Here is a 25,529-nt window from a genome sequence, read left to right as displayed (position 1 = left end):
CTCGTCACCCGAGGAGCAAGCTCCTCTGTGCTACCGTTCGACTTGCATGTGTTAGGCCTGCCGCCAGCGTTCAATCTGAGCCATGATCAAACTCTTCAATTTAAGTTTGATTTGCTTAAACAAGTTAAGCGGTGCTCATCTGTAAAACGTCATAATGAATGTCATTATGTGTCCACTCGTGAGGCTTGATATTTTTTAAAGCCCGGAGGCTTTTGATATCTGCTCTCGAGTGCCCACACAGATTGTCTGATAAATTGTTAAAGAGCGGTGCAGTCAGCGGCGGAGCCTGCTGCTGCGAGGTGGCGTATATTACGCTTTCCTCCGTGCCAGTCAAGCGTTTATTTTCGCTTTAACCGGCGGTGATTTTCATCACCTCAACACCGCATTCCGTAAGCCGTTGTGCCGTGTCGATGGAGGCGCATTATAGGGAGTCGTTCAGAGAGCGCAATACCCTTTTTTAAAGTTTTGTGTCGTTCGTCTGATTAATGCGCAAAACGCGCGTTTTTAGCGCTTTTTAATCGCCTGAGGCAGCTCAGCGAGACTGTTAAGCACCCAATCCGCAGCCGCCTCCCCTTCCGCCGTAACGGGTTTACCGCTGCGTACCAGCACGGTTGTGCCCACGCCCGCCGCTTTGCCCGCCAGTACATCTTCCGTTTTGTCGCCCACCATATAAGAAGCGGCCATATCGATATCCAGGTGCTTCTGCGCGGAGAGCAGCATGCCAGGATGCGGCTTGCGGCAGTCACACTCCTGACGATATTCCTCAACGGGGGCATCCGGCAGGTGCGGACAGAAATAGATGCCGTCGAGATCGACGTCGCGGTCCGCCAGCGACCAGTCCATCCATTCTGTCAGCTGCATAAACTGGTCTTCGCTGAACATGCCGCGGGCGATGCCAGACTGATTGGTAATGACCACCAGCGCAAACCCCATCTTTTTCAGCTCCTGCAGCGCCTCGATAGTGCCGTCGATAAACTGGAAGTTGTCGATTTCATGGACATAGCCGTGATCGACGTTCAAGGTGCCATCACGATCGAGAAATACAGCCGGGACTTTATTCGCCACTGAGAAACTCCTGCTACTAAAGATGCTACTAAAATTGCCGCCTAGTATTGCATGATTGCAATAAAAGAGAGAATGGCAGATAAGATGACTTTGATTGATTTAGACGTCTGGATGCCTTACCATCCGTTCAGCTTTCGCCCGGAAGATCGCCGCGAAAGGTTCCACACCACGGACAACGCAAGACGATAATAAATAACCTAATGATTAAACTCGAAAATATTACCAAAGTGTTCCAGCAGGGCTCACGCACGATTAAGGCGCTCTCTGACGTCACTCTGCACGTGCCTGCGGGACAAATTTATGGCGTTATCGGCTCGTCCGGCGCTGGTAAAAGCACGCTTATCCGCTGCGTTAACTTACTGGAACGCCCAACCTCAGGTCGCGTACTGGTGGACGGCCAGGATTTAACCCTCCTGAGCGAACGTCAGCTGACGCAGGCGCGCCGTCAAATCGGCATGATCTTCCAGCACTTTAATTTAATGAATTCGCGTACCGTCTTCGGCAACGTGGCGCTGCCGCTTGAGCTGGGTAGCCTGTCGCGCGAAGAGATTAAAAAGCGCGTAACGGAACTGCTGGAGCTGGTCGGCCTGGCGGATAAGCAGGACGCCTGGCCCGCCAACCTCTCCGGCGGTCAGAAACAGCGCGTCGCTATCGCCCGCGCCCTGGCCAGCAATCCCAAAGTGCTGCTGTGCGACGAAGCCACCAGCGCGCTCGATCCGGCCACGACCCGCTCTATCCTCGAGCTGCTGAAAGATATTAACCGTCGCCTCGGCCTGACCATTCTGCTGATTACGCATGAGATGGACGTGGTGAAGCGCATCTGCGATCAGGTGGCGGTCATTAGCCATGGCGAGCTGATTGAAAAAGACAGCGTCAGCGAAGTCTTCTCTCATCCCAAAACGCCGCTGGCCCAGCAGTTTATCCAGTCGACGCTGCACCTCGATATCCCGGAAGATTATCAGCAGCGTATGGTGCCGCAGCCCGCAGCCGAGCGCGTGCCGCTGCTGCGTCTTGAGTTCACCGGCAAATCCGTTGATGCACCGCTGCTCTCTGAAGCCGCGCGCCGCTTCAACGTTAATAACAACATTATCAGCGCGCAGATGGATTACGCCGGCGGCGTGAAGTTCGGCATTATGCTGGCCGAAATGGACGGCGCCGAGAGCGACGCTAACGCCGCCATCGCGTGGCTGCAGGAAAATCATGTGAAAGTAGAGGTACTGGGTTATGTCTGAGGCGATGATGGCTTTACTGGCGCGCGGCGTCTGGGAAACGCTGATGATGACCTTTGTCTCCGGCTTCTTTGGCTTTGTGCTGGGCCTGCCGGTCGGCGTGCTGCTCTACGTCACCCGTCCGGGACAGATTCGGGAAAACCGGGCGCTCTATCGCACTATCTCCGCGCTGGTGAATATTTTCCGTTCTATTCCCTTTATTATTCTGCTGGTCTGGATGATCCCCTTTACCCGCGCCATTGTCGGCACCTCTATCGGCCTGCAGGCGGCTATCGTCCCGCTGACCGTTGGCGCCGCGCCCTTTATCGCGCGTATGGTTGAGAACGCGCTGCTTGAGCTGCCGACCGGACTGATCGAAGCGTCGCGCGCCATGGGTGCTACGCCACTGCAGATTGTGCGCAAGGTGCTGCTGCCGGAAGCGCTGCCTGGCCTGGTGAACGCTGCCACCATCACGCTGATAACGCTGGTGGGCTACTCCGCCATGGGCGGCGCCGTCGGCGCAGGCGGGCTGGGACAGATCGGCTATCAGTACGGGTATATCGGCTACAACGCGACGGTGATGAATACGGTTCTCGTGTTACTGGTCGTTCTGGTGTATTTAATTCAGTTTTGTGGCGACCGCATCGTGCGTGCCGTGTCCCATAAATAAGTCAGCAATATCATTACGTCTCCATTAAGGAAGAGATATGACTATTACATTTAAAAAAATTGCCGCTGTGGGTGCACTGATTGGCGTGATTGCGCTGGCAGGATGCGATCAGAAAGCCAAAGATCCTAACCATATTAAAGTGGGCGTGATTGTTGGCGCAGAGCAGCAGGTCGCCGAAGCGGCGCAGAAAGTCGCGAAGGATAAGTATGGCCTCGACGTCGAGCTGGTGACGTTTAACGACTACGTGCTGCCAAACGAAGCGCTGAGCAAAGGCGATATCGACGCCAACGCCTTCCAGCACAAACCTTATCTGGATCAGCAGATCAAAGATCGCGGCTACAAGCTGGTGCCGGTCGGCAACTCTTTCGTCTATCCGATCGCGGGCTACTCGAAAAAAATCAAATCGCTGGACGAGCTGCAGAACGGTGCTCAGGTTGCTATCCCTAACGATCCGACCAACCTCGGCCGCTCACTGCTGCTGCTGCAGAAAGTGGGCCTGATCAAGCTGAAGGATGGCGTTGGCCTGCTGCCTACCTCGCTGGATATCGTCGAGAACCCAAAAAACCTGAAGATCGTCGAGCTGGAAGCGCCGCAGCTGCCGCGCTCGCTGGATGACCAGCAGATCGCGCTGGCGGTGATCAACACCACTTACGCCAGCCAGATCGGCCTGACGCCGGCTAAAGATGGCATCTTCGTTGAAGATAAAGATTCGCCGTACGTGAACCTGATCGTCAGCCGCGAAGATAACAAAGACGCTGAAAACGTGAAGAAATTCGTAGAGGCCTACCACTCTGACGAAGTCGCGCAAGCCGCGGACAAAATCTTTAACGGTGGCGCAGTGAAAGGCTGGTAATCCCTTTCCTGACACTTTTGACCGGGGCGGCGCTTAGCCGCCCTTTCTTTTGCGCCGCATCCGGCGCGACTTGTTATTTCCCCTGGTCCTTGTTTCAATAACGCCACTTTTTTACAACCTTGAGGATGTTGCCATGCGTTTATTACCGCTCTGCTTGTTAGCATTGATGCTGACCGGGTGCGTTCACGAATATCACCCGATAAGCAGCGCACCCGCTCATTCGCAGCCATCCCGCGAGCCCGCGCGCAAACCTGCGCCGCGCCCCGCGCCGGTTAAAGTTTATACCGATGCCGCCGATCTGGTCAGCAAACCGTTCCGCGATCTGGGCGAAGTTGCTGGCGATGACTGCCAGAGCAGCCGCCAGGATTCGCCGCCGAATCTTGCCACCGCGCGCAAGCGTCTGCAGATTAAAGCCTCTTACCTGAAAGCCAATGCCGTTCTGCTGCATAAGTGTGAAATCGTCAGCAGCACGCCGGGCTGCTATCGCCAGGCGATCTGTCAGGGCTCGGCGCTGAAAGTAAATCAATGAGCACTTTCGCCTTCGAGCAGATCGGCGTGATCCGCTCGCCGTGGAAAGAGAAATTCGCCGTTCCGCGCCAGCCTGGTCTGGTACAGGACGGCCACGGCGAGCTGCATCTGATGGCGCCCTATAACCAGCCGGAGGCGGTGCGCGGCCTGGAGAGTTTCAGCCATCTCTGGGTGCTGTTCGTGTTTCATCAGACCATGGCAGGCGGCTGGCGACCTACGGTGCGCCCACCGCGCCTCGGCGGCAATGCCCGCATGGGGGTGTTCGCAACGCGCTCGACCTTTCGCCCGAACCCCATCGGCATGTCGCTGGTCGAGCTGAAGGCGATACGCTGCGGGAAGAGTCAGGTGATCCTGCAGCTCGGCAGCCTGGATCTGGTGGACGGCACGCCGGTGGTGGATATCAAGCCTTATCTCCCCTTTGCCGAAGCGCTGCCGCAGGCGCGGGCCGGCTTCGCACAGGAGGCGCCCGCGGCCGATATGCCGGTGCGTTTCTCGCCGCAGGCGGAACATCAGCTGGCGCAGCAGCGGCAGCGCTATCCCCATCTGGCGCGTTTTATCCAGGAGGTGCTGGCGCAGGACCCGCGTCCCGCCTACCGCAAAGGCGAAGCGCAGTCGCGCGAATATGCCGTCTGGCTGCTCGATTTCAATGTGCGCTGGCGCGTCGATCAAACCGGCACCGAAGTGACCGGCATCGACCCGCGCGAAAACGCGCTTTTGAGCCCGTGATCTCGCTGGTACACTAGCCGCCACCACAACTTTTGTCAGTGACTTTCCGTTCAACTGGAACCTTAATCAATGCGTACTACTCAATACTTGCTCTCCACCCTTAAGGAGACGCCCTCCGACGCGGAAGTGATCAGCCACCAGCTGATGCTGCGCGCCGGGATGATCCGCAAACTGGCTTCAGGTCTCTATACCTGGCTGCCGACCGGTTTACGCGTGCTGAAAAAAGTCGAAAACATCGTGCGCGAAGAGATGAACAACGCGGGCGCGATTGAGATCTCGATGCCGGTGGTTCAGCCTGCCGACCTGTGGCAGGAGAGCGGTCGCTGGGAGCAGTACGGCCCGGAACTGCTGCGCGTGGCCGACCGCCACGAGCGCCCGTTTGTACTTGGTCCGACGCATGAAGAAGTCATCACCGATCTGATCCGTAACGAGCTCAGCTCCTATAAGCAGTTGCCGCTGAACCTCTATCAGATCCAGACCAAATTCCGCGATGAAGTACGTCCGCGCTTCGGCGTAATGCGCTCGCGCGAGTTCATTATGAAGGACGCCTACTCCTTCCATATCTCGCAGGAGTCGCTGCAGGAAACTTACGACGCGATGTACCGCGCCTACAGCAACATCTTTAGCCGTATGGGCCTCGACTTCCGCGCAGTTCAGGCGGACACCGGCTCTATCGGCGGCAGCGCGTCGCACGAATTCCAGGTGCTGGCGCAGAGCGGCGAAGATGATGTGATCTTCTCAACCGAATCGGACTACGCTGCCAATATCGAAATGGCCGAAGCGGTGGCGCCGGCGGGCGATCGTCCGCAGCCGACCCAGGCGCTGGCGCAGATTGATACGCCGAACGCCAAAACCATCGCCGAGCTGGTGGAGCAGTTCCAGCTGCCGATCGAGAAAACCGTGAAAACCCTCATGGTGAAAGCCAGCGAAGAGAGCGGCCACACGCTGGTCGCGCTGCTGGTGCGCGGCGATCACGAGATGAACGAGATCAAAGCAGAGAAGCTTGATATCGTCGCCACGCCGCTGACGTTCGCCACCGAAGAAGAGATCCGCGCCGCAGTGGGCGCAGGTCCAGGCTCGCTCGGCCCGGTAGGACTGACGATGCCGATCGTTGCCGATCGCAGCGTCGACAAGATGAGCGACTTCAGCGCCGGCGCCAACGTCGACGGTAAACACTATGTCGGCATTAACTGGGAACGCGATCTGCCGCAGGCGATCGTAGCCGATATCCGCAACGTGGTGGAAGGCGATGCAAGCCCGGACGGCAAAGGCACGCTGCAGATCAAACGCGGCATCGAAGTGGGCCATATTTTCCAGCTCGGCACCAAATACTCGGAAGCGATGAAAGCGGCGGTTCAGGGCGAAGATGGCCGCAATCAGGTGTTAACCATGGGCTGCTATGGTATCGGCATTACGCGCGTTGTCGCGGCGGCAATTGAGCAGAACCACGACGATCGCGGCATTATCTGGCCTGCGGCGCTGGCACCGTTCGACGTCGCGATTCTGCCGATGAATATGCACAAATCTTTCCGCGTGAAAGAGCTGGCGGAAGAGCTTTACCACACCCTGCGCGCCAAAGGCGTTGAGGTGATCCTCGACGACCGTAAAGAGCGTCCGGGCGTGATGTTCGCCGATATGGAGCTGATTGGCGTGCCGCACACTATCGTTATCGGCGACCGCAATCTCGATAACGAAGAGATCGAGTACAAAGCGCGTCGCGCCGGCGAGAAAGAGATGATTAAGCAGAGCGAAATCGTCGACTTCCTGCTGAAAGCGCTTAACAAGTCATAATCTTCCCGCCCCCGACCTCGGGGGCGTTTTTTTACAGCACTTTTCCCCGCATCGACTTGGTCGAACTGCGCCGCGCTTTCCCTTCCAGCCGCCGCTCTTTCGACGCGCGCGTCGGTCGCGTAGCGCGACGGATCTTCTCTACGCGCGTCAGCTCCTGAATCAAATTAACCAGCCGCTGCACCGCCGCTTCGCGGTTCATCTCCTGGCTGCGATATTCCTGCGCTTTGATTATCACCATGCCTTCCGGCGTAATCAGATGGTGCTTCGCCGCCAGCATGCGCTGTTTGTGAAACGGCGGCAGCGACGACGCGGCGATATCGAAACGCAGGTGGATAGCGGTGCTGGTTTTATTCACATGCTGCCCGCCCGCGCCCTGGGCGCGAATGGCGCTTAGCTCAACTTCGCTATCGGGCAGCTCGACCGTACGTGAAACTTTAATCATCTGTCACTTGAGAGAGCATTGGCTCGTTTAACCCGTTCATCAACTTAACCTTTTGTGCGTGCTGTTTATGGCGCGTAGCCAGCGGATTCTGTCACTTTAGCCGCTTTCAACGCGATGATCCTGCTTTACCCTGGCTGAAATCCTGGAAATGCCTGTGATATAGTTCCTCAGGCAACCAGAGTATTCTTGCTCTGCTGAGGAGGTGAACGTGCAAAAATATTGTGAATTGGTTCGCCAGAAGTATGCCGAGATCGGCAGCGGCGAACTGGGATATGTGCCCGATGCGATCGGATGCGTTTTGAAGGCACTCGATGATATTGCCGCAAATTCTGCGCTAAACTCTTCTGTCAGGGAACAGGCAGCTTACGCCGCTGCAAACTTACTGGTGAGCGACTATGTTGACGAATGAAGCCTATAGACCCATCAACTGTGATGATTACGACAACCTGGAACTCGCCTGCACGAAACGCTGGACCCTTGAGCTGACCCTGAAAAACGGGGAAGCGCTAAAGGCAAAAGCGACGGATATGGTTTCACGTAAAAACGTCGAATACCTTTCTATCGATCTCTCAGGCGAAACACGCGAGCTGCGCCTCGATCACATCGCCAGCTTCAGCCATCCTGAGCTGGGCACCGTTGTCGTCAGCGAAGAGTAACGACAGCGCCTCGGGCGGGATATTCCCGCCCCCTTCCCTAAGGTTTCAGCGATCCATAGTAAGCCGACAGATCCGCCATATCCCCCTCGCTTAATCCCGCCACAAACGCCTTCATGACCTCCGCCTGCCCGCCGCTGCGCTCGCCTTTTTTATAGGCCTGCAGCGCATGATTAAGATAGGCGGCGTTCTGTCCCGCCAGACTGGGATAGAGCGGCACGCTGCTTTTTCCCTGCGCGCCATGGCAGGCGGTGCAGGCGGCCGACTTCTGCGCGCCCGCGTTGACGTCGCCATCGGCCAGCGCCGGCAGCGCCGCCGCCAGCAGCAGGATGGCCAGTACTCTCTTCATAGTTGCTCTCCAGCACACGCGTTATTTAGCCAGAGCGCCTGCCAGCCGCTGTCGTCAACGGCGGCGCCTTCCCGGGTGACAAACAGGCCGGGCGCGCAGACAAGCGTCTGATTGTAATAGATCAGCGGGATTCGTTCGCGCTGCCACGGCGGAATCGCCAGCTCCTGCCACAGCTTCTTGATTTCACGACCGCCCGCGCGGCCCGCCAGATGAAAATAGCCCTGCGCATGGAAACGCACGCTGATCTGCTCGTCCGCGTCGGGCTGGCGCAGCGCCGACGGCGCGCTGCGCGCACAGAGCACGCCGAGCCCCTGCGGCAGCGGCAGCGGCGTGCGGCGATCGGGCCAGGGCAGCTGCAGCGCTTTTAGCGAGGCGCAGCGCGGCAGCCAGTAGAGCCGGTCGCGATAGCGGCGCGCCTCCGCCTCGCCAAAGCGCAAGCGCGGCTGCGCATCTTCGCGGCTCAGCATCACCTCCTGGCGCAGCCGCGTCAGCGCGGCGCGCGACACCATCGGCGCGCCGTTCCGGGCTATCCAGCGCCGCAGCAGCGCGTTGGCGCGCGTCTCGCTCATCTGCAAGAGCGGCGGAAAATGCAGGCTGCCGTCAGGATGCATCAGACTGGCCAGCTGTTCCGCCAGCAGTTCGTCCAGCAGCTGCTCCTGCTCGCCGCACAGCGCCGCGCTGCGCGCGCACGCCGCGGCGAAGTGCGGCCAGCGCGCCTGGAGTTCAGGCAGCAGACGCTGGCGCAGAAAATTGCGATCGTAGCGCGCGTCCTGGTTACTTTCATCTTCGATCCAGCGCAGCTGATGCTGCTGCGCATAGGCTTCAAGCTGCGTCCGCGACTGGGTAAGCAGCGGACGCAGCAGCACGCGGCCGTGGCGCTCGTGCCGCACCGGCATCGCCGCCAGCCCGGCAGGGCCGCTGCCGCGCTTCAGCGCCAGCAGCAGGGTTTCACACTGATCGTCGAGATGCTGCGCGGTCAGCAGCCACTCTTCTGGCTGCATCGCCGCCGTCAGCGCCTGATAGCGCGCCGCGCGCGCCGCCCCCTCAACGCCCTGCTCGCGCGCGTCAATATGCACGCGCAGCACCTCGCAGCGCAGCGCCCAGGCTTCGCAGAGCGCCAGGCAGTGCGCCGCCCAGCCGTCGGCGTTGGGACTTAATCCATGATGGACATGCAGCGCACGCAGGCGCGCCTGCGGGTGCGTCTGTTGCCAGCTAACCAGCTGATGCAGCAGCACGGTGGAGTCGAGACCGCCGCTAAACGCCACCACCAGCGCGGCATCGTCAGGCAACAGCGAGGCGAGATGAGACAAAGGCATGACGCGTTCCAGAATCAGGGCTGCCGGATGCAGCCCCTGCGCGCGCTATTTTACGCCTGATAGAGCTCCAGCGGCAAACCATCCGGATCGGCAAAAAAGGTGCACTGCTTGCCGGTTAAATCGTCGATGCGGATGGGTTCGCACACCACGCCTTTTTCCGCCAGCGTCGCGACCGCCGCGCCAACGTCCGGAACGGTAAAGGCCAGATGACGCAGGCCGCACGCTTCAGGATGGCTGACGCGCGCCGGCGGCGAAGGAAAAGAGAACAGCTCGATGGTGTACTGACCGTTCAGCGCCAGATCGCCTTTCCATGAATCGCGCGCCTCGCGGTAAACCTCGCCCATCAGGCTGAAGCCGAGCACATCGCAGTAAAAGGCCTTACTGCGCGCATAATCTGTGGCGATGATGGCGATATGGTGAACAGAAGATAACTGCAACATTAATAGACTCCCTGACTGTTTTGCCTATCCTGAGACGTGCGGCGGCGGCTTGCAATGCGCAATTGTCTGAAGCCGCTGCCTTTTTTCTCTATTTCAGCACCCGAACGCGATAATCGCCCTCTTCCGTCAGCGTCGCGCCGTGAATATCGGTCTCAAAACCGGGATAGTGGCGGCCGATAGTGCAGAGCATCAGCAGGAAGTCGAGCACCGCGCGGCTCTCTTCGGTGATCATCTCTCCCGGCATCACCAGCGGTACGCCTGGCGGATAGGGCAGGATCATATTTGCGGAGACGCGCCCGACCAGCTGTTTCAGATCTACCGTCTCTACCCTGCCCTGCACCTGCTGCTGGAACGCCTGATGCGGCGTCATCTTCATTTCCGGCAGCACGTCGAACGCCTTGAGCATCAGGCGCGGCAGATCGTGCTGACGGATCAGCTGGTGGATACCCTGCGCCAGCGTCTGGATGCGCATATTGCGGTAGAAGTCAGGATCTTCTGCATAGAGATCCGGCAGCATATTTTTCACCCGCAGGTTGAGATCGTAGGCGCGCTTAAACTCGGTCAGGCCGCGCAGCACGCTCATCGCCCGGGTCTTGTCGATGCCGATGCTGAACAGAAACAGCAGGTTATAGGGCCCGGTTTTCTCTACCACGATGCCGCGCTCGTCGAGGAATTTCGCCACCAGCGCCGCCGGGATCCCTTCATCCGCCATTTCGCCCAGCTCGCTCATCCCCGGCGTCAGGATAGTGACCTTGATGGGATCGAGATACATATGATCGGCATCCGCCTGGGTAAAGCCGTGCCACGCCTCCTCGCCCGGCTGGATCGGCCAGCATTCGGCTTCGTCGATATGCTCCGGCTGCCAGATATCGAAGAACCAGCTGTCGGACTCCTCGCGCAGGCGCTGGATCTCGCGGCGAAAGTGCAGCGCGCGCTCGACCGAGCGATTGATCAGCCGCTTGCCGGGATTGCCGCGCAGCATCGCCGCCGCCGTTTCAATCGACGATACAATCGCGTAGTTGGGCGAGGTGGTGGTGTGCATCATGTAGGCTTCATTGAAGGTGTGCTCGTCGTAGTCGCCTTTAATATGGATCAGCGACGCCTGCGAAAAGGCCGCCAGCAGCTTATGGGTCGACTGCGTCTCGTAGATCACTTTGCCGGGCGTGCGCTCGCCGCTCATGCCGCTTTTGCCGGCGTAGATGGGATGAAAGTTGGTATAGGGCACCCAGGCGGAGTCGAAATGGATCGACGGCACCTCCAGCGTCTGCTTGATGTACTGGGTGTTATAGAGCAGGCCGTCGTAGGTGGAGTTGGTAATCACTGCGTGCACCGGCCAGCTGGCGCGTGGCGTCGCCGCAACCTTCTGCTCGATGCTGGCGCGGGTGAATTCACGTTTAGGAATGCCGCCGAGAATCCCCAGCGCGTTGCGCGTCGGCTTGAGCCAGACTGGCACAATGTCGCTCATCATCAGCAGATGCGTCAGCGACTTGTGGCAGTTGCGGTCGATCAGCACCGTGCTGCCGGTTGGCGCGGCGTACATACCGACAATCTTGTTGGAGGTTGAGGTGCCGTTAGTCACCATATAGCTCTGCTCGGCGCCGAAGGTGCGCGCGACATACTCCTCGGCTTCAAGGTGCGGGCCGGTATGATCGAGCAGCGAACCAAGCTCGGTCACGGAGATAGAGATATCCGCCTTGAGCGTATTGGCCCCGAAGAAGTCGTAAAAGAGGCTGCCGACCGGGCTTTTTTGAAAAGCGGTGCCGCCCATATGGCCAGGCGTACAGAAGGTGTACTTGCCCTCTTTCACGTAGGTAAACAGCGCCCTGGTCAGCGGCGGCGTAATCTGCTCAATATAGTCGTCGGTGTACTGGCGGATATGCAGCGCAATATCATCTGCGGCGCTCAGCGCGTATTCAAAGAAGTGCAGCGCCATACGCATCTCGTTGATGCTGACATCCATCTGCGAATGGGTGTTGATAAAGGCATAGAGCGGCAGATATTCATTGAGCTGATTGATATCGGCGCAGAGCGCCGGACTGTTGTGCGCATCCCAGTCAAAGATCACGCCGCAGATGCGCGGGTTATGCTCTATTAGCTTCAGCAGGTCGTCGATATTAGTGGGATAAATCAGCTGAAAGCCCTGCTGCGTCAGCGCCGTATTCAGTTCGCGCAGCGGCTCGTCTTTGTAGAACATGCCGTGTGAACCCATAATCGCCAGAATATTCAATGCGCACCTCCCTTTTAATGTGGCAGGGCTAATCATAGCGAAGGATGGCGATTGGGTACGTCGGAATGCTCTACTCTGTTGCCAGTCGGTAAATCAGAGGCATAAAAAAAGCGGACCGGAGTCCGCTTTTTACCGCTGAATACGCTTAAGCGTAGCCGTAGCTCATCAGACGCTGATAGCGACGATCGAGCAGCTCTTCAGTGCTCAGGCTGTCGAGATCGGCCAGATCCGCCAGCAGCTGATTTTTCAGCGACAGCGCCATATCCACCGGCTGACGGTGCGCGCCGCCCAGCGGTTCAGGGATGATCGAGTCGATCAGCTTCAGCTCTTTCAGACGGTTGGCCGTAATGCCCATCGCTTCTGCCGCCAGCGGGGCTTTATCCGCGCTTTTCCACAGAATTGAGGCGCAGCCTTCCGGCGAAATCACCGAGTAGGTGCTGTACTGCAGCATATTCACTTTGTCGCCCACGCCGATCGCCAGCGCGCCGCCTGAGCCGCCTTCGCCGATCACGGTGCAGATAACCGGAATTTTCAGACCGGACATTTCACGCAGGTTGCGCGCGATCGCTTCCGACTGTCCACGCTCTTCCGCGCCCACGCCCGGATAGGCACCCGGCGTGTCGATAAAGGTGATCAGCGGCATTTTAAAGCGCTCGGCCATCTCCATCAGACGCAGCGCTTTGCGGTAGCCTTCCGGCGCCGGCATACCGAAGTTGCGGCGGATTTTCTCTTTGGTTTCGCGACCTTTTTGATGACCAATGATCATTACCGGGCGGCCGTCGAGACGGGCGATACCGCCGACAATCGCTTTGTCGTCGGCATAGGCGCGATCGCCAGCCAGCTCGTCAAAGTCGTCAAAAGCGTTGCGAACGTAGTCAAGCGTATAAGGACGCAGCGGATGGCGCGCCAGCTGCGCGACCTGCCATGCGCCCAAATCGGCGAAGATTTTACGGGTCAGCTCAACGCTTTTCTCGCGCAGGCGCTGTACCTCTTCATCCAGATTAATGTGTTTATCATCCTGACGACCAATCGACGTAAGCGAATCAATTTTCGCTTCAAGTTCCGCGATCGGCTGTTCAAAATCCAGGTAATTAAGACTCATAATGTTCCTGTTTTAGTCAAACTCCAGTTCAACCTGCTCCGACCCTATCAACGAACGCAGTTCGTTGAGCAGGCGATCGCTGGGCGAAATACGCCACGCTGCACCAAAGCGTAGCTTCGCTCGCGCGTCGGCTCTCTGATAGTAGAGATTCACCGGAATCGTCCCCGAGCGATGGGGCTCGAGAGACTGGCGGAGCCGGTTTAATAGCTGGTCATCAATTTGCCTGTCCGTCAGCGAGATAGCAAGTCCGCGCGCGTATTTTTCGCGCGCTTCGTCAATGTCCATGACTTCCCGGGCGGTCATTTTAAGGCCGCCGCTGAAGTCATCAAAGCTGACCTGTCCGCTGACGATCAGGATACGGTCTTTCTCCAGCAACTGCTGGTATTTATCTAACGCATCGGTAAATAACATCACCTCCAGACGGCCGGAACGGTCGTCCAGAGTACAGATACCAATTCGGTTGCCGCGCTTGGTCACCATCACGCGCGCCGCCACCACCAGACCGGCAGCAACGGTAATTTTACCACGCTCGGTGGGATGCATGTCCTTCAGGCGCATGCCGCCCACATAGCGTTCAATCTCTTTCAGATACTGATTAATCGGATGGCCGGTGAGATAGAGGCCGAGCGTTTCCCGCTCGCCGTCGAGCTGCACCTGCTCCGGCCAGGGGGTGACGCTGGCGTAGGATTTCTCAACCTGCTCCGGCTCTTCCGCCAGCACGCCGAACATATCAGCCTGGCCGATCGCCTCTGCTTTCGCGTGCTGATCTGCCGCCTTCAGCGCGTCGCCAAGCGAACTCATCAGCGCCGCGCGGTGCGGGCCGAGACGATCGAAGGCGCCGGACATGATCAGCTTCTCCATCACGCGGCGGTTGATCTTTTTGGTGTCGGTGCGCGCGCAGAGATCGAACAGCTCGCGGAAATAGCCATCCTGGTTGCGCGCCTCGATGATCGCTTCGATCGGGCCTTCACCAACGCCTTTGATCGCCCCGATGCCGTAAACGATCTCGCCGTCGTCGTTAACGTGGAACTGATAAAGGCCGGAGTTGATATCGGGCGGCAGCACCTTCAGGCCCATGCGCCAGCACTCATCCACCAGACCAACCACCTTCTCGGTGTTATCCATATCGGCAGTCATTACCGCCGCCATAAACTCGGCCGGATAGTGCGCCTTCAGCCATAGCGTCTGGTAAGAAACCAGCGCATAGGCGGCGGAGTGCGATTTGTTAAAGCCGTAGCCGGCGAATTTTTCCACCAGGTCGAAGATCTTCATCGACAGCTCGCCGTCGATGCCCATGCGTTCCGCGCCCTCTTTAAACACCGAGCGCTGCTTGGCCATCTCTTCCGGTTTCTTTTTACCCATTGCGCGGCGCAGCATATCCGCGCCGCCCAGCGTATAGCCGGAGAGCACCTGGGCAATCTGCATTACCTGTTCCTGATAGAGGATAATGCCGTAGGTGGGTTCCAGCACCGGCTTCAGGCTCTCATGCTGCCACTGAATATCCGGGTAGGAGATCGCCTCGCGCCCGTGCTTACGGTCGATAAAGTTATCTACCATGCCCGACTGCAGCGGACCGGGGCGGAACAGCGCCACCAGCGCGATCATATCTTCAAAGCAGTCCGGCTTCAGGCGTTTAATCAGGTCTTTCATGCCGCGCGATTCAAGCTGGAACACCGCCGTGGTTTCCGCGCGCTGCAGCATGTCGAAGCTCTTTTTATCATCCAGTGGGATAGCGGCGATATCGATAGGCGGCAGCCCCTGCTTCTCCCGGCGCGGGTTGATCATCTTCAGCGCCCAGTCGATGATGGTGAGCGTGCGCAGACCCAGGAAGTCAAACTTCACCAGCCCGGCATACTCCACATCGTTCTTGTCGAACTGCGTCACCGGATGGTTGCCGTTTTCGTCGCAGTAGAGCGGCGCAAAGTCGGTGATCTGCGTCGGGGCGATAACCACGCCGCCGGCGTGCTTGCCGGCGTTACGCGTGACGCCTTCCAGCTTGCGCGCCATGTCAATCAGCGCTTTGACCTCTTCGTCCGCATCATACATTTCCGGCAGCTGCGGCTCGACAGCGAAGGCTTTCTCCAGCGTCATGCCGGGATCGGGCGGGATCAGCTTGGAGATGCGGTCAACGAAGCCGTACGGATGCCCCAGCACGCGGCCGACGTCGCGGATAACCGCTTTCGCCGCCATGGTGCCGAAGGTGATGATCTGCGATACCGCTTCGCGCCCGTACATTTCGGCGACGTGATCGATCACCTGGTCGCGCTTCTCCATACAGAAGTCGACGTCGAAGTCCGGCATCGAGACGCGTTCCGGGTTCAGGAAGCGTTCGAACAGCAGATCGAACTCCAGCGGATCGAGATCGGTGATCTTCAGGGCGTAGGCGACCAGCGAACCGGCGCCGGAGCCGCGTCCCGGCCCGACCGGAATACCGTTATCTTTCGACCACTGGATAAACTCCATTACGATCAGGAAGTAGCCGGGGAAGCCCATCTGGTTGATAACGTTAAGCTCAATCTCCAGACGCTCGTCATATTCCGGCCGCTTCTCCGCGCGCACCGCCGGGTCGGGAAAGAGGAACTCAAGGCGTTCTTCCAGCCCTTCGCGCGACTTCATCACCAGGAAATCTTCGGTGGTCATATCGCCGGTCGGGAACTGCGGCAGGAAGTACTCGCCGAGGCGCACCGTAACGTTGCAGCGCTTAGCAATCTCTACGCTGTTTTCCAGCGCTTCCGGGATGTCCGAGAAGAGCTCGCACATCTCCTCTTCGCTGCGCATATATTGCTGAGGACTGTAGTTGCGCGGGCGTTTGGGATCGTCCAGCGTATAGCCGTCATGGATCGCCACGCGGATTTCATGGGCGTCGAAATCTTCTTCGTTAAGGAAGCAGACCTCATTGGTGGCGACCACCGGCACGCCCTCGGCGATGGCAAGCTCAACCGCAGCGTGCAGATAGCTCTCTTCGTCGGCGCGGCCGGTGCGCATCAGTTCAAGGTAGTAGCGATCGGGAAAGTGAGTCTGATAGAAGTCGAGGCACTGCGCCACCAGCGCGCTGTTGCCGCGCAGCAGGCTGCGGCCCACGTCGCCGCAGCGTCCGCCGGAGAGCAGAATTAATCCTTCGCTCAGCTCCTGCAGCCAGTCGCGATCGATAACCGGGCCGGCGATGCCGTAGCCGCGCTGGTAAGCGCGCGAGATCAGCAGCGTCAGGTTCTGATAGCCGGTATTGTTGGCGGCCAGCACCGTCAGCTGGGTCAGCTCGTCGCCCATCAGTTCGCTGGCGACCTTGAAGTCCGCGCCGATAATCGGTTTGATCCCCGCGCCGTGCGCGCTGCCGTAGAAACGCACCAGCCCGCACAGGTTCATAAAGTCCGTGATAGCGATGGCCGGCATGCCGAGCGCAGCCGCCTTCTTGACCAGCGGCCCGGTTTTCGCCAGGCCATCGACCATAGAGTAGTCACTGTGGACACGCAGATGTATAAAACGGGGTTCAGCCATATCGGTTTCCGGTTAAAACAGCATCAGGCTATTAAAGCGTAGCTGGCTGGCCAGCGGCCAGGACTTCAGCGTCGATCAGGGCGTTGCGCACCGGCGCAAAGCTGCGGCGGTGATGCGGCGTGGCGCCGTGCAGCGTCAGTTTTTCCATATGCAGCGCGGTGGGATAGCCTTTGTGCTGCGCGAAGCCATACTGGGGAAAGAGCCGATCCAGCTCCGCCATTTCGCTGTCGCGGGAGACCTTGGCGATAATCGACGCCGCGCTGATCTCCGCAACCAGGCTGTCGCCCTTCACCACCGCCTGCGAGGGCATCGGCAGCGCGGGCGTGCGGTTGCCGTCTACCAGCACGAAATCGGGCGTGATGGCCAGGCCTGCGACCGCGCGCTGCATCGCCAGCATGGTGGCGTGCAGAATATTGAGCCGGTCGATCTCCTCCGGCTCGGCGCGGCCTAAACTCCACGCCAGCGCTTTTTCTTTAATCTCGTCAAACAGGGCGAGGCGGCGCTTTTCCGACAGTTTCTTCGAGTCCGCCAGCCCCTGAATCGGCCTTGTGGGATCGAGAATAACCGCCGCCGTGACGACCGCGCCGACCAGCGGGCCGCGGCCCACTTCGTCAACGCCCGCAATCAGGCGGGCATCGGGATAGATAAAATCAGCCATTGGCGATCTCCAGTACGGCGTCCGCTGCCTGTTCGTCTGCGTTCCAGCGAATCTGCTGATGCAGCTCGCTGAAGGTCGCGAGCAGCGCGTCGCGTTGCGGACCGGCATGCAGCAGCGGCTCGAGCGCCGCCGCCAGCGCGTGCGGTTCACACTCCTCCTGCAGCAGCTCTTTCACCAGCTCGCGCCCCGCCAGCAGGTTAGGCAGCGAGACGTAAGGCGTCTTCACCAGCCGCTTCGCCAGCCAGAAGGTTGAGGGCTTCATACGATAGCCAACCACCATCGGACATTTTGCCAGCATACACTCCAGCGCGGCGGTGCCAGATGCCAGGATTGCAGCGTCGCTCGCAATCATCGCCTCGCGCCCCTGACCGTCCAGCAGATGCATCGGCACTTCAGGCGCGACCTCTGCTTTGATCTGTTCAAACTGCGCGCGACGCTTCGCGTTGACCAGCGGCACGACGATTTCCAGCGCCGGATAGCGTACGCGCAGCAGCTGCGCCGCCCGCAGAAAATCGGCGCTGAGCATCTCCACCTCCGCATGGCGGCTGCCGGGCAGCAGCGCAAGGCAGAGCGCCTCGTCGCTGATGCCCAGCGCGCGGCGCGCGGCGGACTTGTCCGGCTGCAGCGGCATCGCATCCGCCATGGTATGGCCGATAAAGCGGCACGGCACGTGAAAGCGATCGTAAAACGCTTTTTCAAAGGGTAAAAACGCGAGCACCAGATTGGTATTACGGCCAATCTTAAACACGCGCTTTTGTCGCCACGCCCACACCGATGGGCTGACGTAGTGAATGGTGCGAATGCCGTTGCGCTTCAGCCGCCCTTCCAGCGTGATATTGAAATCGGGCGCATCGATACCGACGAAGACGTCCGGCTTGAGTTCGGTAAAGCGCTGCGTCAGGTCGCGGCCGATTTTCATCAGGCGCGGCAGACGGCCGAGCACCTCTACGATGCCCATCACCGCCAGCTCTTCCATCTCGTACCAGGTTTCGCAGCCTTCGGCCTGCATGCGCGGGCCCGCCACGCCGACGAAGTGAGCGTCGGGATGGCGCGCTTTAAGCGCGCGGATAAGACCGGCGCCGAGAATATCGCCGGAGGTTTCTCCGGCGACCAGGGCTATCGTAAGGGGACGCTCTGACATGAATTAACGAATCAATCCACGCGTGGAACGAGCGAAGAAGTCGTAGAAGGGCTGCACTTCGCTATGCTGCTTCGCCAGCGCTTCAATTTCCGGCTTGGCTTCTTCCAGCGTTTTGTTACTGCGGTAGAGCACTTTGTAGGCGTTGCGAATGGCGTGCAGCGCCTCTTTGCTGAAACCGCGGCGCTTCAGGCCTTCGATATTGATGCCGAACGGCGTCGCGTGGTTGCCCTGCGCGATAACATACGGCGGCACATCCTGTGCAACGCCTGAACAACCGCCTACCATTACGTGCGCGCCGATAGTGCACCACTGATGCACCGCCGTCATGCCGCCGATAATCGCGAAGTCGTCCACGGTCACGTGGCCGCCCAGCGTGGCGTTGTTGGCGAAGATGCAGCGGTTGCCGATCACGCAGTCGTGTGCGATGTGCGCGTTCACCATCAGCAGGTTATCGCTGCCGATAGTGGTGACGCCGCCGCCCTGTGCGGTGCCGCGATGAATGGTTACGCTTTCGCGGATGCGGTTGCGGTCGCCTACTTCAACGCGCGTCGGCTCGCCGGCGTATTTAAGATCCTGATTCACTTCGCCGATAGAGGCGAACTGATAGATCTGGTTATCTTTCCCGATACGCGTGTGGCCATTAATGACCACATGCGACTTCAGGACGGTACCTTCACCGATCTCCACATGCGCGCCGATAAAGCAGAACGGGCCAATGTGAACGTTAGGGCCGATAATGGCCCCTTCTTCGATGACGGAACTGGCATGTATGGTGGCGGTTGGATCAATCACAGATTATGCCTCCCGGCTACGGGCACACATCATGGTCGCTTCACAGACAATCTTGCCGTCAACGGTAGCAACGCCTTTGAAACGCGTCAAACCGCGGCGGGTTTTCTCGAAAGTCACTTCCATGATCATTTGATCGCCCGGTACAACCGGACGCTTGAAACGGGCTTCGTCGATGCCGGCGAAATAGTAGAGCTCGCCCGGCTCCAGTTTACCCACGCTTTTAAACGCCAGGATACCGGTAGCCTGCGCCATCGCTTCGAGGATCAGAACGCCGGGGAAAATCGGTTTACCAGGAAAATGCCCCTGGAAAAACGGTTCGTTAACAGAGACGTTCTTTACCGCGCGCAGATACTTGTGCTCTTCAAACTCCAGCACGCGGTCAACCAGCAGAAACGGGTAGCGGTGCGGCAGCAGCTCTAAAATTTCTTCAATTTTCAGAGTATGAGTTTCAGTAGTCAAAATACTCTTCCTGTCCTAAAAATCTGATGACATCAATAACACGGCCTGCACAGATCAAAATGATCCTCCGCAGGCCGAAATCGGTTCAATGGCGCCTGGCTTGCCTGCTTAACAGTTTTTATTAGCAAGCCGGTCGCATGTGGGATGGCGTTTAGTCGTCTTTGCCGACCTTCCGCTCGATGGCTTTTAAGCGCTTGCTCATGTCATCGATGTTCATCACCAGCGCTGCAGTTTTGCGCCAGGTTTTATTGGGTTGTAGCGGAATGCCCGAGGAGTATACCCCAGGCTCTGTGATAGGACGCATAACCATGCCCATACCGGTCACAGTCACCTTGTCACAGATTTCCATATGGCCGTTAATGACGCTGGCACCGCCAATCATACAGTAACGTCCAATTTTCAAACTACCCGCCATGATCACACCACCCGCAACCGCGGTATTGTCGCCAATAACCACGTTGTGTGCGATCTGACACTGGTTGTCTATGATAACACCATTGCCGATCAGAGTGTTATCCAGCGCGCCACGATCGATAGTGGTACAGGCGCCGATTTCTACCCGATCGCCGATAATTACAGCGCCAAGCTGCGGGATTTTCACCCAGTTGCCGCGATCGTTGGCGTAGCCGAAACCGTCCGCGCCGATCACGGTGCCGGACTGAATCAGACAATCCTGACCGATTTCGATCTCATGGTAGACGGTGACGTTGGCCCAGAGGCGGCTGTTGTTGCCGATGCGCGTCTTTTTACCGACGAAGCAGCCCGCGCCGATCACCACGTTGTCACCCAGCACCACGTCCGACTCGATCACCGCGTTGGCGCCGACAGAGACGTTTTGCCCCAGCGTCGCGCTGGGATCGATTACCGCGCTGGGCGCGATATTCTGCGCAGGCTGCGGCGTGGTATCCAGCAGCTGAGCCATGCGCGCATAGGTCAGATAGGGATTCTTCACCACCAGCGCGGCCGAGTGACACCACTCCAGATCCGCTTCCGTCAGCACCACGGCCGATGCCTGACACTGGACGAGCTGCTCGCGGTAGCGGCTGTTGCTAAGAAATGTGATTTGGCCGGTTTGGGCGGATTGCATAGAAGCAATGCCGGAGATGGCGATATCGCCATCTCCGTGCAATTCTGCATCCAACTGCTGGGCTAAATCAGCCAGTCGAATTGATGACATCGATTATTTAACCTGTTTCAGCACGTCAGCGGTAATATCTTTCGCGTTCGCTGCGTAAGCTACGGCGTTGGCGTCGATCACCACGTCATAACCTTCGTCGCTCGCCACTTTCTTCACGGCGTCCTGAATACGGCTCAGCAGCTTGTTGCGCTCTTCCATCTGACGACGACGGTTATCCTGCTCAAAAGCCTGCGCTTTTGAAGAGAACGCTTCACGCTGCGACATGACATCTTTCTCCATGCGGCTGCGCTCGCTGGCCTTCATGGTTGAACCGTCGCGCTGCAGGCGCTGCATTTTGGTCTGCAGGTCGCGTTCCTGGCTCTGCAGCTCGGTTGCGCGGCCTTTAAACTCGTTTTCCAGCTGTTTAGCAACGGTCGCACGCTGCGGTAACTGTTGGAAAATGCTGGACACGTTTACCACTGCGATTTTGTCAGCAGCCTGAGCGCCTGCGGATACAGCTAAAGCAAGACCCAGTCCTGCGGCACACAACAACTTTTTCACTATAAACTCCTTACCATCAACGTTTGTGTCAGCGACACAGTGTTTGCTCCGAACCGCCTGAAAAACCGCGGTTCGGTAGCAAGACTTCAGCTTATGCTTCCTTGCTCAGAACCTTACCAGGTTTTACCAATGTTAAACTGGAACTGTTCTGATTTATCCCCTTCCACTTTTTTGACCGGCTGGGCATAGGAGAAGACCAGCGGCCCCAGCGGGGACATCCACTGCAGCGCAATACCGCTTGAAACGCGGATATTGTTTGGATCGCTATAGTCCGGGATGCCAGCGGCACGGGTTTCAGCCGTATTCTCCCACTTGGTGTCCCAGACGGTACCCGCATCCACGAACAGCGAAGTTCGTACCGAGTTAGCATATTTTTCGCTCAGGAACGGCGTCGGGGTAATCAGCTCCAGGCTGGCCACCGCCATCGCATTGCCCCCGACCGCATCGTCCGACTTACAGATGCCGTTCGGATCGCTCAGCGTACAGGTTGATGAGCGGTCGTTCAGGTAGGCTGCTTTTGGACCGATGGTGTTGGAGCGGAAGCCGCGCACCGTGCTGGAGCCGCCCGCATAGAAGTTCTCATAGAACGGCATCTCTTTGCCGCCCAGACCATCGCCGTAGCCGACGCGGCCGCGGCCTAACAGCACCCAGGTGCGATCGCGGTTCAGCGGCACGTACTGCTGGGTATCCAGCGTCGCTTTATAGAAGCTATTGTCGGAGCCCGGAATCGTGACCTTACCGTTCAGGTTGGTACGGTTACCCGCGGTCGGGAAGAAGCCGCGATCGAGGGTGTTGTATGTCCAGCCGTAGTTAAAGGTAAAGTCATCCGCGGAGAAATCGCCTTTATCGTTAAGCTCCTGCGGCTTGCCGACCGAGTCGAGATAGCGCCACATCGCCACCTGCGGCTGCATGTTGGAGAGGTCGTTATGGACATAGCCCAGACCCACGCGCAGCGTGTTGTTTTCGTTGACCGGGAAGCCCAGGGTGCCGTCTACGCCGTAACTCTTGTTGGTGTAGTCCGACAGGTCCGCATCGTCCGCTTTAAAGTCGTTGTAGAAGACGCGGCCGCCCAGGCTCACGCCATCCACCGTAAAGTACGGATCGGTCAGCGAGAACTCGGCATAGGTCTGGTAATCATTCTTGGTACCGCTGATGCTTACCGTGTTGCCGGTGCCGAGCCAGTTATCCTGGGTTACGCCGACCTGGAAGCTGACGCCGCTTTCGGTGCCGTAGCCGACGCCGAAGTTAAAGGTACCGGTATTGCGCTCTTTTACCTTGTAGACCACGTCTACCTGATCGGGCGCACCCGGCACGCGCTGGGTATCCACGTCGACGGTTTCAAAGTAGCCGGTACGGTTCAGGCGCTCTTTACCCTGCTCTACCAGGTCGCTGCCCAGCCATGCGCCTTCCATCTGACGCATTTCGCGACGCAGCACCGCATCTTTCGAGGTGTCGTTGCCTTCGAAGCGCACTTTACGCACGTAGTAGCGGTTGCCGGCGTCCACGCTGATATGCAGCTTCACCGTTTTGTCGGCGTCGTTGATTTCCGGCTGCGTCATCACGCGCGGATAGGCGTAGCCGTAGCGGCCCAGCAGCTTCTTGATGTCATCTTCCATCTGGGTAACTTTGGTGCCGTTATAGAGCTCGCCCGATGGAATTTGTGTCAGATGTTCGATTTCTGCCGAGTGGCCCGCCATGCTGCCGTTGACGATCACGCCGGCGATTTTGTACTGCTCGCCTTCGGTGATGTTAACGGTGATATAGATGCCTTTTTTATCCGGCGTCAGGCTGACCTGCGTGGAATCGATGTTGAAGCGCGCATAGCCGCGATCGAGATAGAAGCTGCGCAGGGTTTCAAGGTCGCCCGCCAGTTTTTGCTTCTGATATTTGCGATCGCCTACCACGTTCCACCACGGCACTTCGTCGCGCAGCTGGAAGCGGGAGATCAGCTCGTCAGAGCTAAACGCCTTATTGCCGACGATGTTAATCTGCTGAATCTTGGCAGAGACGCCCTCGGTGAAGACCAGTTTCAGGTCGACGCGGTTGCGCGGCAGCGGCGTCACCACCGCCTTCACGTTGGCGGTATATTTACCGACGCTGTAGTAGAAATCCTCCAGTCCCTTCTCAATCGAGGAGATGGTGGTGCGGTCCAGGGCTTCGCCTACGCGTACGCCAGAGGCCTCAAGGTTCTGCTTGAGCTGCTCCTCTTTCACCGCTTTGTTGCCGGTAAAGGTAATGCTGGCAATGGTAGGACGTTCTTTAACCTGAACAATCAGCGTAGTTCCGTCGCGCAGGACCTGAACATCCTCAAAGTTGCCGGTAGCGAAGAGTGAACGAATGGTATTTTTGACATCTTCGTCATTAACCGTATCGCCCACTCGTACCGGCATGCTCAGCAGAGCCGCGCCGACGGCGACTCGCTGCAGCCCTTCGAAATGAATATCCTTCACCACGAAATCGTCTGCACCGTAAACGGTGGCGCTGCTAAACAGCAGCGACGCTATGAGCAACTTTTTCATCGCCATCGTTATTATGCGTTTTCCTAACACATCCCGCGTCTGTCTGCGTTCCAGCGATTACAGACGTGAGAAATCATTGAAAAGTGCAAGCCCCATTAACAACACCAGCAGGATTGAGCCAATGCGATAACTGAAGTCCTGAACTCGCTCGGACACCGGTCCACCTTTGATCTTTTCGATCGCCAGGAAGAGCAAATGCCCACCATCTAACACCGGCAGTGGGAAGAGATTGATGATCCCAAGGTTGACGCTAATCAACGCCAGAAACATCAGGTAGTAAATCATCCCATATTCCGCTGACAATCCTGCACCCTGCGCAATCGAAATCGGCCCGCTCAGGTTGTTCAGCTTCACATCGCCGGTAATTAACTTGCCCAGCATGGAGACCGTCAGCTTCATCAGTTGCCAGGTTTTCGCGCTGGCCTCACCGATAGCGTCAAACGCGCCATACTGCCTTACCGTTTTATAGGCCTCCGGCAGCGGAACAACGCGCGGGATAACCCCGGCGAACCCTTCTGCCTTCGCGCCCGGCCTGGCTTCCGGCGTCAGGTGCAGCTGCACCGTTTCGCCGTTGCGATTGACGTCCAGGACCATCTCTTTGCCAGGATTATCCCGCACCTGCATGACAAAAGTCTGCCATTGCGTTAACGGCTGACCATCGACTTTAACGATCCTGTCGCCCGCTTGCAAACCGGCAACGCTCGCTGGGGAATCTGCCTGCACCTCCGCCAGCGTGGTTTCGATTTGCGGGCCGCGCGGACGAATGCCCAGCGCCACAACCGGATCCTCTTTGTCTGGCTCGAACTGCCAGTCGCGCAGGTCAACCGCTTTCTGCTGCGTCGCCTCTTCGCCGAAGCGTGAGACGGTCAGCACCGTCTGCGCGTCACCGATTTTGCCGATCAGCGCCATACGCACGGCATCCCAGTCAGGCGTTTCGATACCGTCGACTGCTTTAAGTTCCATTCCGCTGACAATTTGCGCCTGCGCCGCCACCGAACCGTTCACTATTTCGCCAACGACCGGGCGCACGCCGGGCACGCCGTGAATAAACACGACCCAGTAGGCGAAGATGGCGAAGATGAAATTAGCGACGGGACCGGCGGCGATAATCGAGGCGCGCTGCCAGATGGCTTTATTGTTGAAAGCCTGATGACGCAGCTCGGCGGGCACGCTTTCCACGCGCTCGTCGAGCATTTTGACATAGCCGCCGAGCGGGATCAGTGCAATCACATATTCGGTGCCCTGACGGTCGCGACGCTGCCAGAGCGCCTTGCCGAAACCGATCGAGAAGCGCTCTACGCGCACGCCGCAGCGGCGCGCCACCCAGAAATGGCCGAACTCATGAACGGTGATCAGCACGCCAAGGGCGATGATAAAGGCGACAAAACTCCACAGTATACTCAACATCTACGCCTGT

At 58.4% G+C, this 25,529-nt stretch carries 24 protein-coding genes and 1 rRNA gene; 8 read left to right on the top strand and 17 right to left on the bottom strand.

Annotated features, from left to right (window positions below):
* Together MHZ97_RS17225 and gmhB are read right to left on the bottom strand one after the other, a co-directional pair.
* Positions 1-102, bottom strand: a 16S ribosomal RNA gene (locus MHZ97_RS17225); the annotation flags it as partial.
* A gap of 402 nt (positions 103-504) precedes the next feature.
* Complete coding sequence (gmhB, locus tag MHZ97_RS17220) at positions 505-1,065, bottom strand: D-glycero-beta-D-manno-heptose 1,7-bisphosphate 7-phosphatase (protein ID WP_103794020.1); 561 nt, start codon at positions 1,063-1,065, stop codon at positions 505-507.
* A 200-nt stretch (positions 1,066-1,265) separates the two neighbouring features.
* On the opposite strand from gmhB, the gene metN reads away from it, so the two are divergent.
* From metN to proS, 6 genes are all read left to right on the top strand, one after another.
* Positions 1,266-2,297: a methionine ABC transporter ATP-binding protein MetN gene (gene metN / locus MHZ97_RS17215; protein ID WP_103794019.1), complete on the top strand. Its 1,032-nt coding sequence runs from the start codon at positions 1,266-1,268 to the stop codon at positions 2,295-2,297.
* Entirely contained in the window at positions 2,290-2,943 is a 654-nt protein-coding gene (locus tag MHZ97_RS17210; protein ID WP_224481544.1) for a methionine ABC transporter permease MetI, read from the top strand. Before metN ends, MHZ97_RS17210 begins: the two co-directional genes overlap by 8 nt.
* A 37-nt stretch (positions 2,944-2,980) precedes the next feature.
* A complete protein-coding gene (locus MHZ97_RS17205) occupies positions 2,981-3,796 on the top strand; it encodes a MetQ/NlpA family lipoprotein (RefSeq protein WP_103794017.1) in 816 nt (271 codons plus the stop codon).
* Between the two features lie 133 nt (positions 3,797-3,929).
* Positions 3,930-4,325: an Rcs stress response system protein RcsF gene (rcsF, locus tag MHZ97_RS17200; RefSeq protein ID WP_103794016.1), complete on the top strand. Its 396-nt coding sequence runs from the start codon at positions 3,930-3,932 to the stop codon at positions 4,323-4,325.
* On the top strand, positions 4,322-5,050 hold the full coding sequence (gene tsaA / locus MHZ97_RS17195; RefSeq protein WP_239315196.1) for a tRNA (N6-threonylcarbamoyladenosine(37)-N6)-methyltransferase TrmO: 729 nt from the start codon (positions 4,322-4,324) through the stop codon (positions 5,048-5,050). The genes rcsF and tsaA overlap by 4 nt, the downstream gene beginning before the upstream one ends.
* A 69-nt stretch (positions 5,051-5,119) precedes the next feature.
* Positions 5,120-6,841: a proline--tRNA ligase gene (gene proS / locus MHZ97_RS17190; protein ID WP_103794014.1), complete on the top strand. Its 1,722-nt coding sequence runs from the start codon at positions 5,120-5,122 to the stop codon at positions 6,839-6,841.
* Positions 6,842-6,872: 31 nt separating this feature from the next.
* On the opposite strand, the gene arfB is transcribed toward proS, so the two are convergent.
* Positions 6,873-7,283, bottom strand: coding sequence for an alternative ribosome rescue aminoacyl-tRNA hydrolase ArfB (gene arfB, locus MHZ97_RS17185; protein WP_103794013.1), 411 nt, complete (start codon positions 7,281-7,283; stop codon positions 6,873-6,875).
* A 208-nt stretch (positions 7,284-7,491) separates the two neighbouring features.
* Here arfB and MHZ97_RS17180 point away from each other — a divergent pair, with 208 nt between their 5' ends.
* The gene (locus MHZ97_RS17180) at positions 7,492-7,692 is read left to right on the top strand and encodes a YaeP family protein (protein WP_033749608.1); all 201 of its coding nucleotides are present in this window, start codon (positions 7,492-7,494) and stop codon (positions 7,690-7,692) included.
* A complete protein-coding gene (gene rof, locus MHZ97_RS17175; protein WP_033749607.1) occupies positions 7,679-7,939 on the top strand; it encodes a Rho-binding antiterminator in 261 nt (86 codons plus the stop codon). Before MHZ97_RS17180 ends, rof begins: the two co-directional genes overlap by 14 nt.
* A gap of 37 nt (positions 7,940-7,976) precedes the next feature.
* On the opposite strand, the gene MHZ97_RS17170 is transcribed toward rof, so the two are convergent.
* From MHZ97_RS17170 to rseP, 14 genes are all read right to left on the bottom strand, one after another.
* Positions 7,977-8,285, bottom strand: a complete 309-nt coding sequence (locus tag MHZ97_RS17170; RefSeq protein WP_103794012.1) for a cytochrome c — start codon at positions 8,283-8,285, stop codon at positions 7,977-7,979.
* Positions 8,282-9,601, bottom strand: coding sequence for a tRNA lysidine(34) synthetase TilS (gene tilS / locus MHZ97_RS17165; protein WP_239315195.1), 1,320 nt, complete (start codon positions 9,599-9,601; stop codon positions 8,282-8,284). Before tilS ends, MHZ97_RS17170 begins: the two co-directional genes overlap by 4 nt.
* Positions 9,602-9,651: 50 nt before the next feature.
* Positions 9,652-10,041 carry a VOC family protein gene (locus MHZ97_RS17160; RefSeq protein ID WP_033749603.1) on the bottom strand — a complete coding sequence of 130 codons (390 nt, stop codon included), beginning with the start codon at positions 10,039-10,041 and terminating at the stop codon, positions 9,652-9,654.
* Between the two features lie 88 nt (positions 10,042-10,129).
* Positions 10,130-12,268 (bottom strand): lysine decarboxylase LdcC, encoded by a 2,139-nt coding sequence (locus MHZ97_RS17155; protein ID WP_103794010.1) that lies wholly within the window; start codon positions 12,266-12,268, stop codon positions 10,130-10,132.
* Positions 12,269-12,413: 145 nt separating this feature from the next.
* On the bottom strand, positions 12,414-13,370 hold the full coding sequence (gene accA, locus MHZ97_RS17150) for an acetyl-CoA carboxylase carboxyl transferase subunit alpha (RefSeq protein ID WP_033793575.1): 957 nt from the start codon (positions 13,368-13,370) through the stop codon (positions 12,414-12,416).
* A 12-nt stretch (positions 13,371-13,382) separates the two neighbouring features.
* The gene (dnaE, locus tag MHZ97_RS17145; RefSeq protein ID WP_103794009.1) at positions 13,383-16,865 is read right to left on the bottom strand and encodes a DNA polymerase III subunit alpha; all 3,483 of its coding nucleotides are present in this window, start codon (positions 16,863-16,865) and stop codon (positions 13,383-13,385) included.
* A 31-nt stretch (positions 16,866-16,896) separates the two neighbouring features.
* Entirely contained in the window at positions 16,897-17,523 is a 627-nt protein-coding gene (gene rnhB / locus MHZ97_RS17140; protein WP_239315194.1) for a ribonuclease HII, read from the bottom strand.
* Positions 17,516-18,664, bottom strand: coding sequence for a lipid-A-disaccharide synthase (gene lpxB / locus MHZ97_RS17135; protein ID WP_239315193.1), 1,149 nt, complete (start codon positions 18,662-18,664; stop codon positions 17,516-17,518). Before lpxB ends, rnhB begins: the two co-directional genes overlap by 8 nt.
* 3 nt (positions 18,665-18,667) lie before the next feature.
* Complete coding sequence (gene lpxA, locus MHZ97_RS17130; protein ID WP_084885441.1) at positions 18,668-19,456, bottom strand: acyl-ACP--UDP-N-acetylglucosamine O-acyltransferase; 789 nt, start codon at positions 19,454-19,456, stop codon at positions 18,668-18,670.
* A 3-nt stretch (positions 19,457-19,459) separates the two neighbouring features.
* Positions 19,460-19,915 carry a 3-hydroxyacyl-ACP dehydratase FabZ gene (fabZ, locus tag MHZ97_RS17125; RefSeq protein ID WP_013507953.1) on the bottom strand — a complete coding sequence of 152 codons (456 nt, stop codon included), beginning with the start codon at positions 19,913-19,915 and terminating at the stop codon, positions 19,460-19,462.
* Positions 19,916-20,066: 151 nt separating this feature from the next.
* The gene (gene lpxD / locus MHZ97_RS17120) at positions 20,067-21,092 is read right to left on the bottom strand and encodes a UDP-3-O-(3-hydroxymyristoyl)glucosamine N-acyltransferase (protein ID WP_103794006.1); all 1,026 of its coding nucleotides are present in this window, start codon (positions 21,090-21,092) and stop codon (positions 20,067-20,069) included.
* A 3-nt stretch (positions 21,093-21,095) separates the two neighbouring features.
* Positions 21,096-21,593: a molecular chaperone Skp gene (gene skp / locus MHZ97_RS17115; protein WP_103794005.1), complete on the bottom strand. Its 498-nt coding sequence runs from the start codon at positions 21,591-21,593 to the stop codon at positions 21,096-21,098.
* A 113-nt stretch (positions 21,594-21,706) separates the two neighbouring features.
* Positions 21,707-24,118 (bottom strand): outer membrane protein assembly factor BamA, encoded by a 2,412-nt coding sequence (bamA, locus tag MHZ97_RS17110; protein WP_103794004.1) that lies wholly within the window; start codon positions 24,116-24,118, stop codon positions 21,707-21,709.
* A gap of 51 nt (positions 24,119-24,169) precedes the next feature.
* Positions 24,170-25,519: a sigma E protease regulator RseP gene (rseP, locus tag MHZ97_RS17105; RefSeq protein WP_239315192.1), complete on the bottom strand. Its 1,350-nt coding sequence runs from the start codon at positions 25,517-25,519 to the stop codon at positions 24,170-24,172.
* Positions 25,520-25,529: the final 10 nt, after the last annotated feature.

The organism is Pantoea sp. ACRSC, assembly GCF_022346785.1.
In the GTDB taxonomy this organism is placed as follows: domain Bacteria; phylum Pseudomonadota; class Gammaproteobacteria; order Enterobacterales; family Enterobacteriaceae; genus Pantoea; species Pantoea alvi.
Note: the sequence above shows the minus strand (reverse complement) of the source record. Positions and strands in the feature narration are given on the sequence as shown.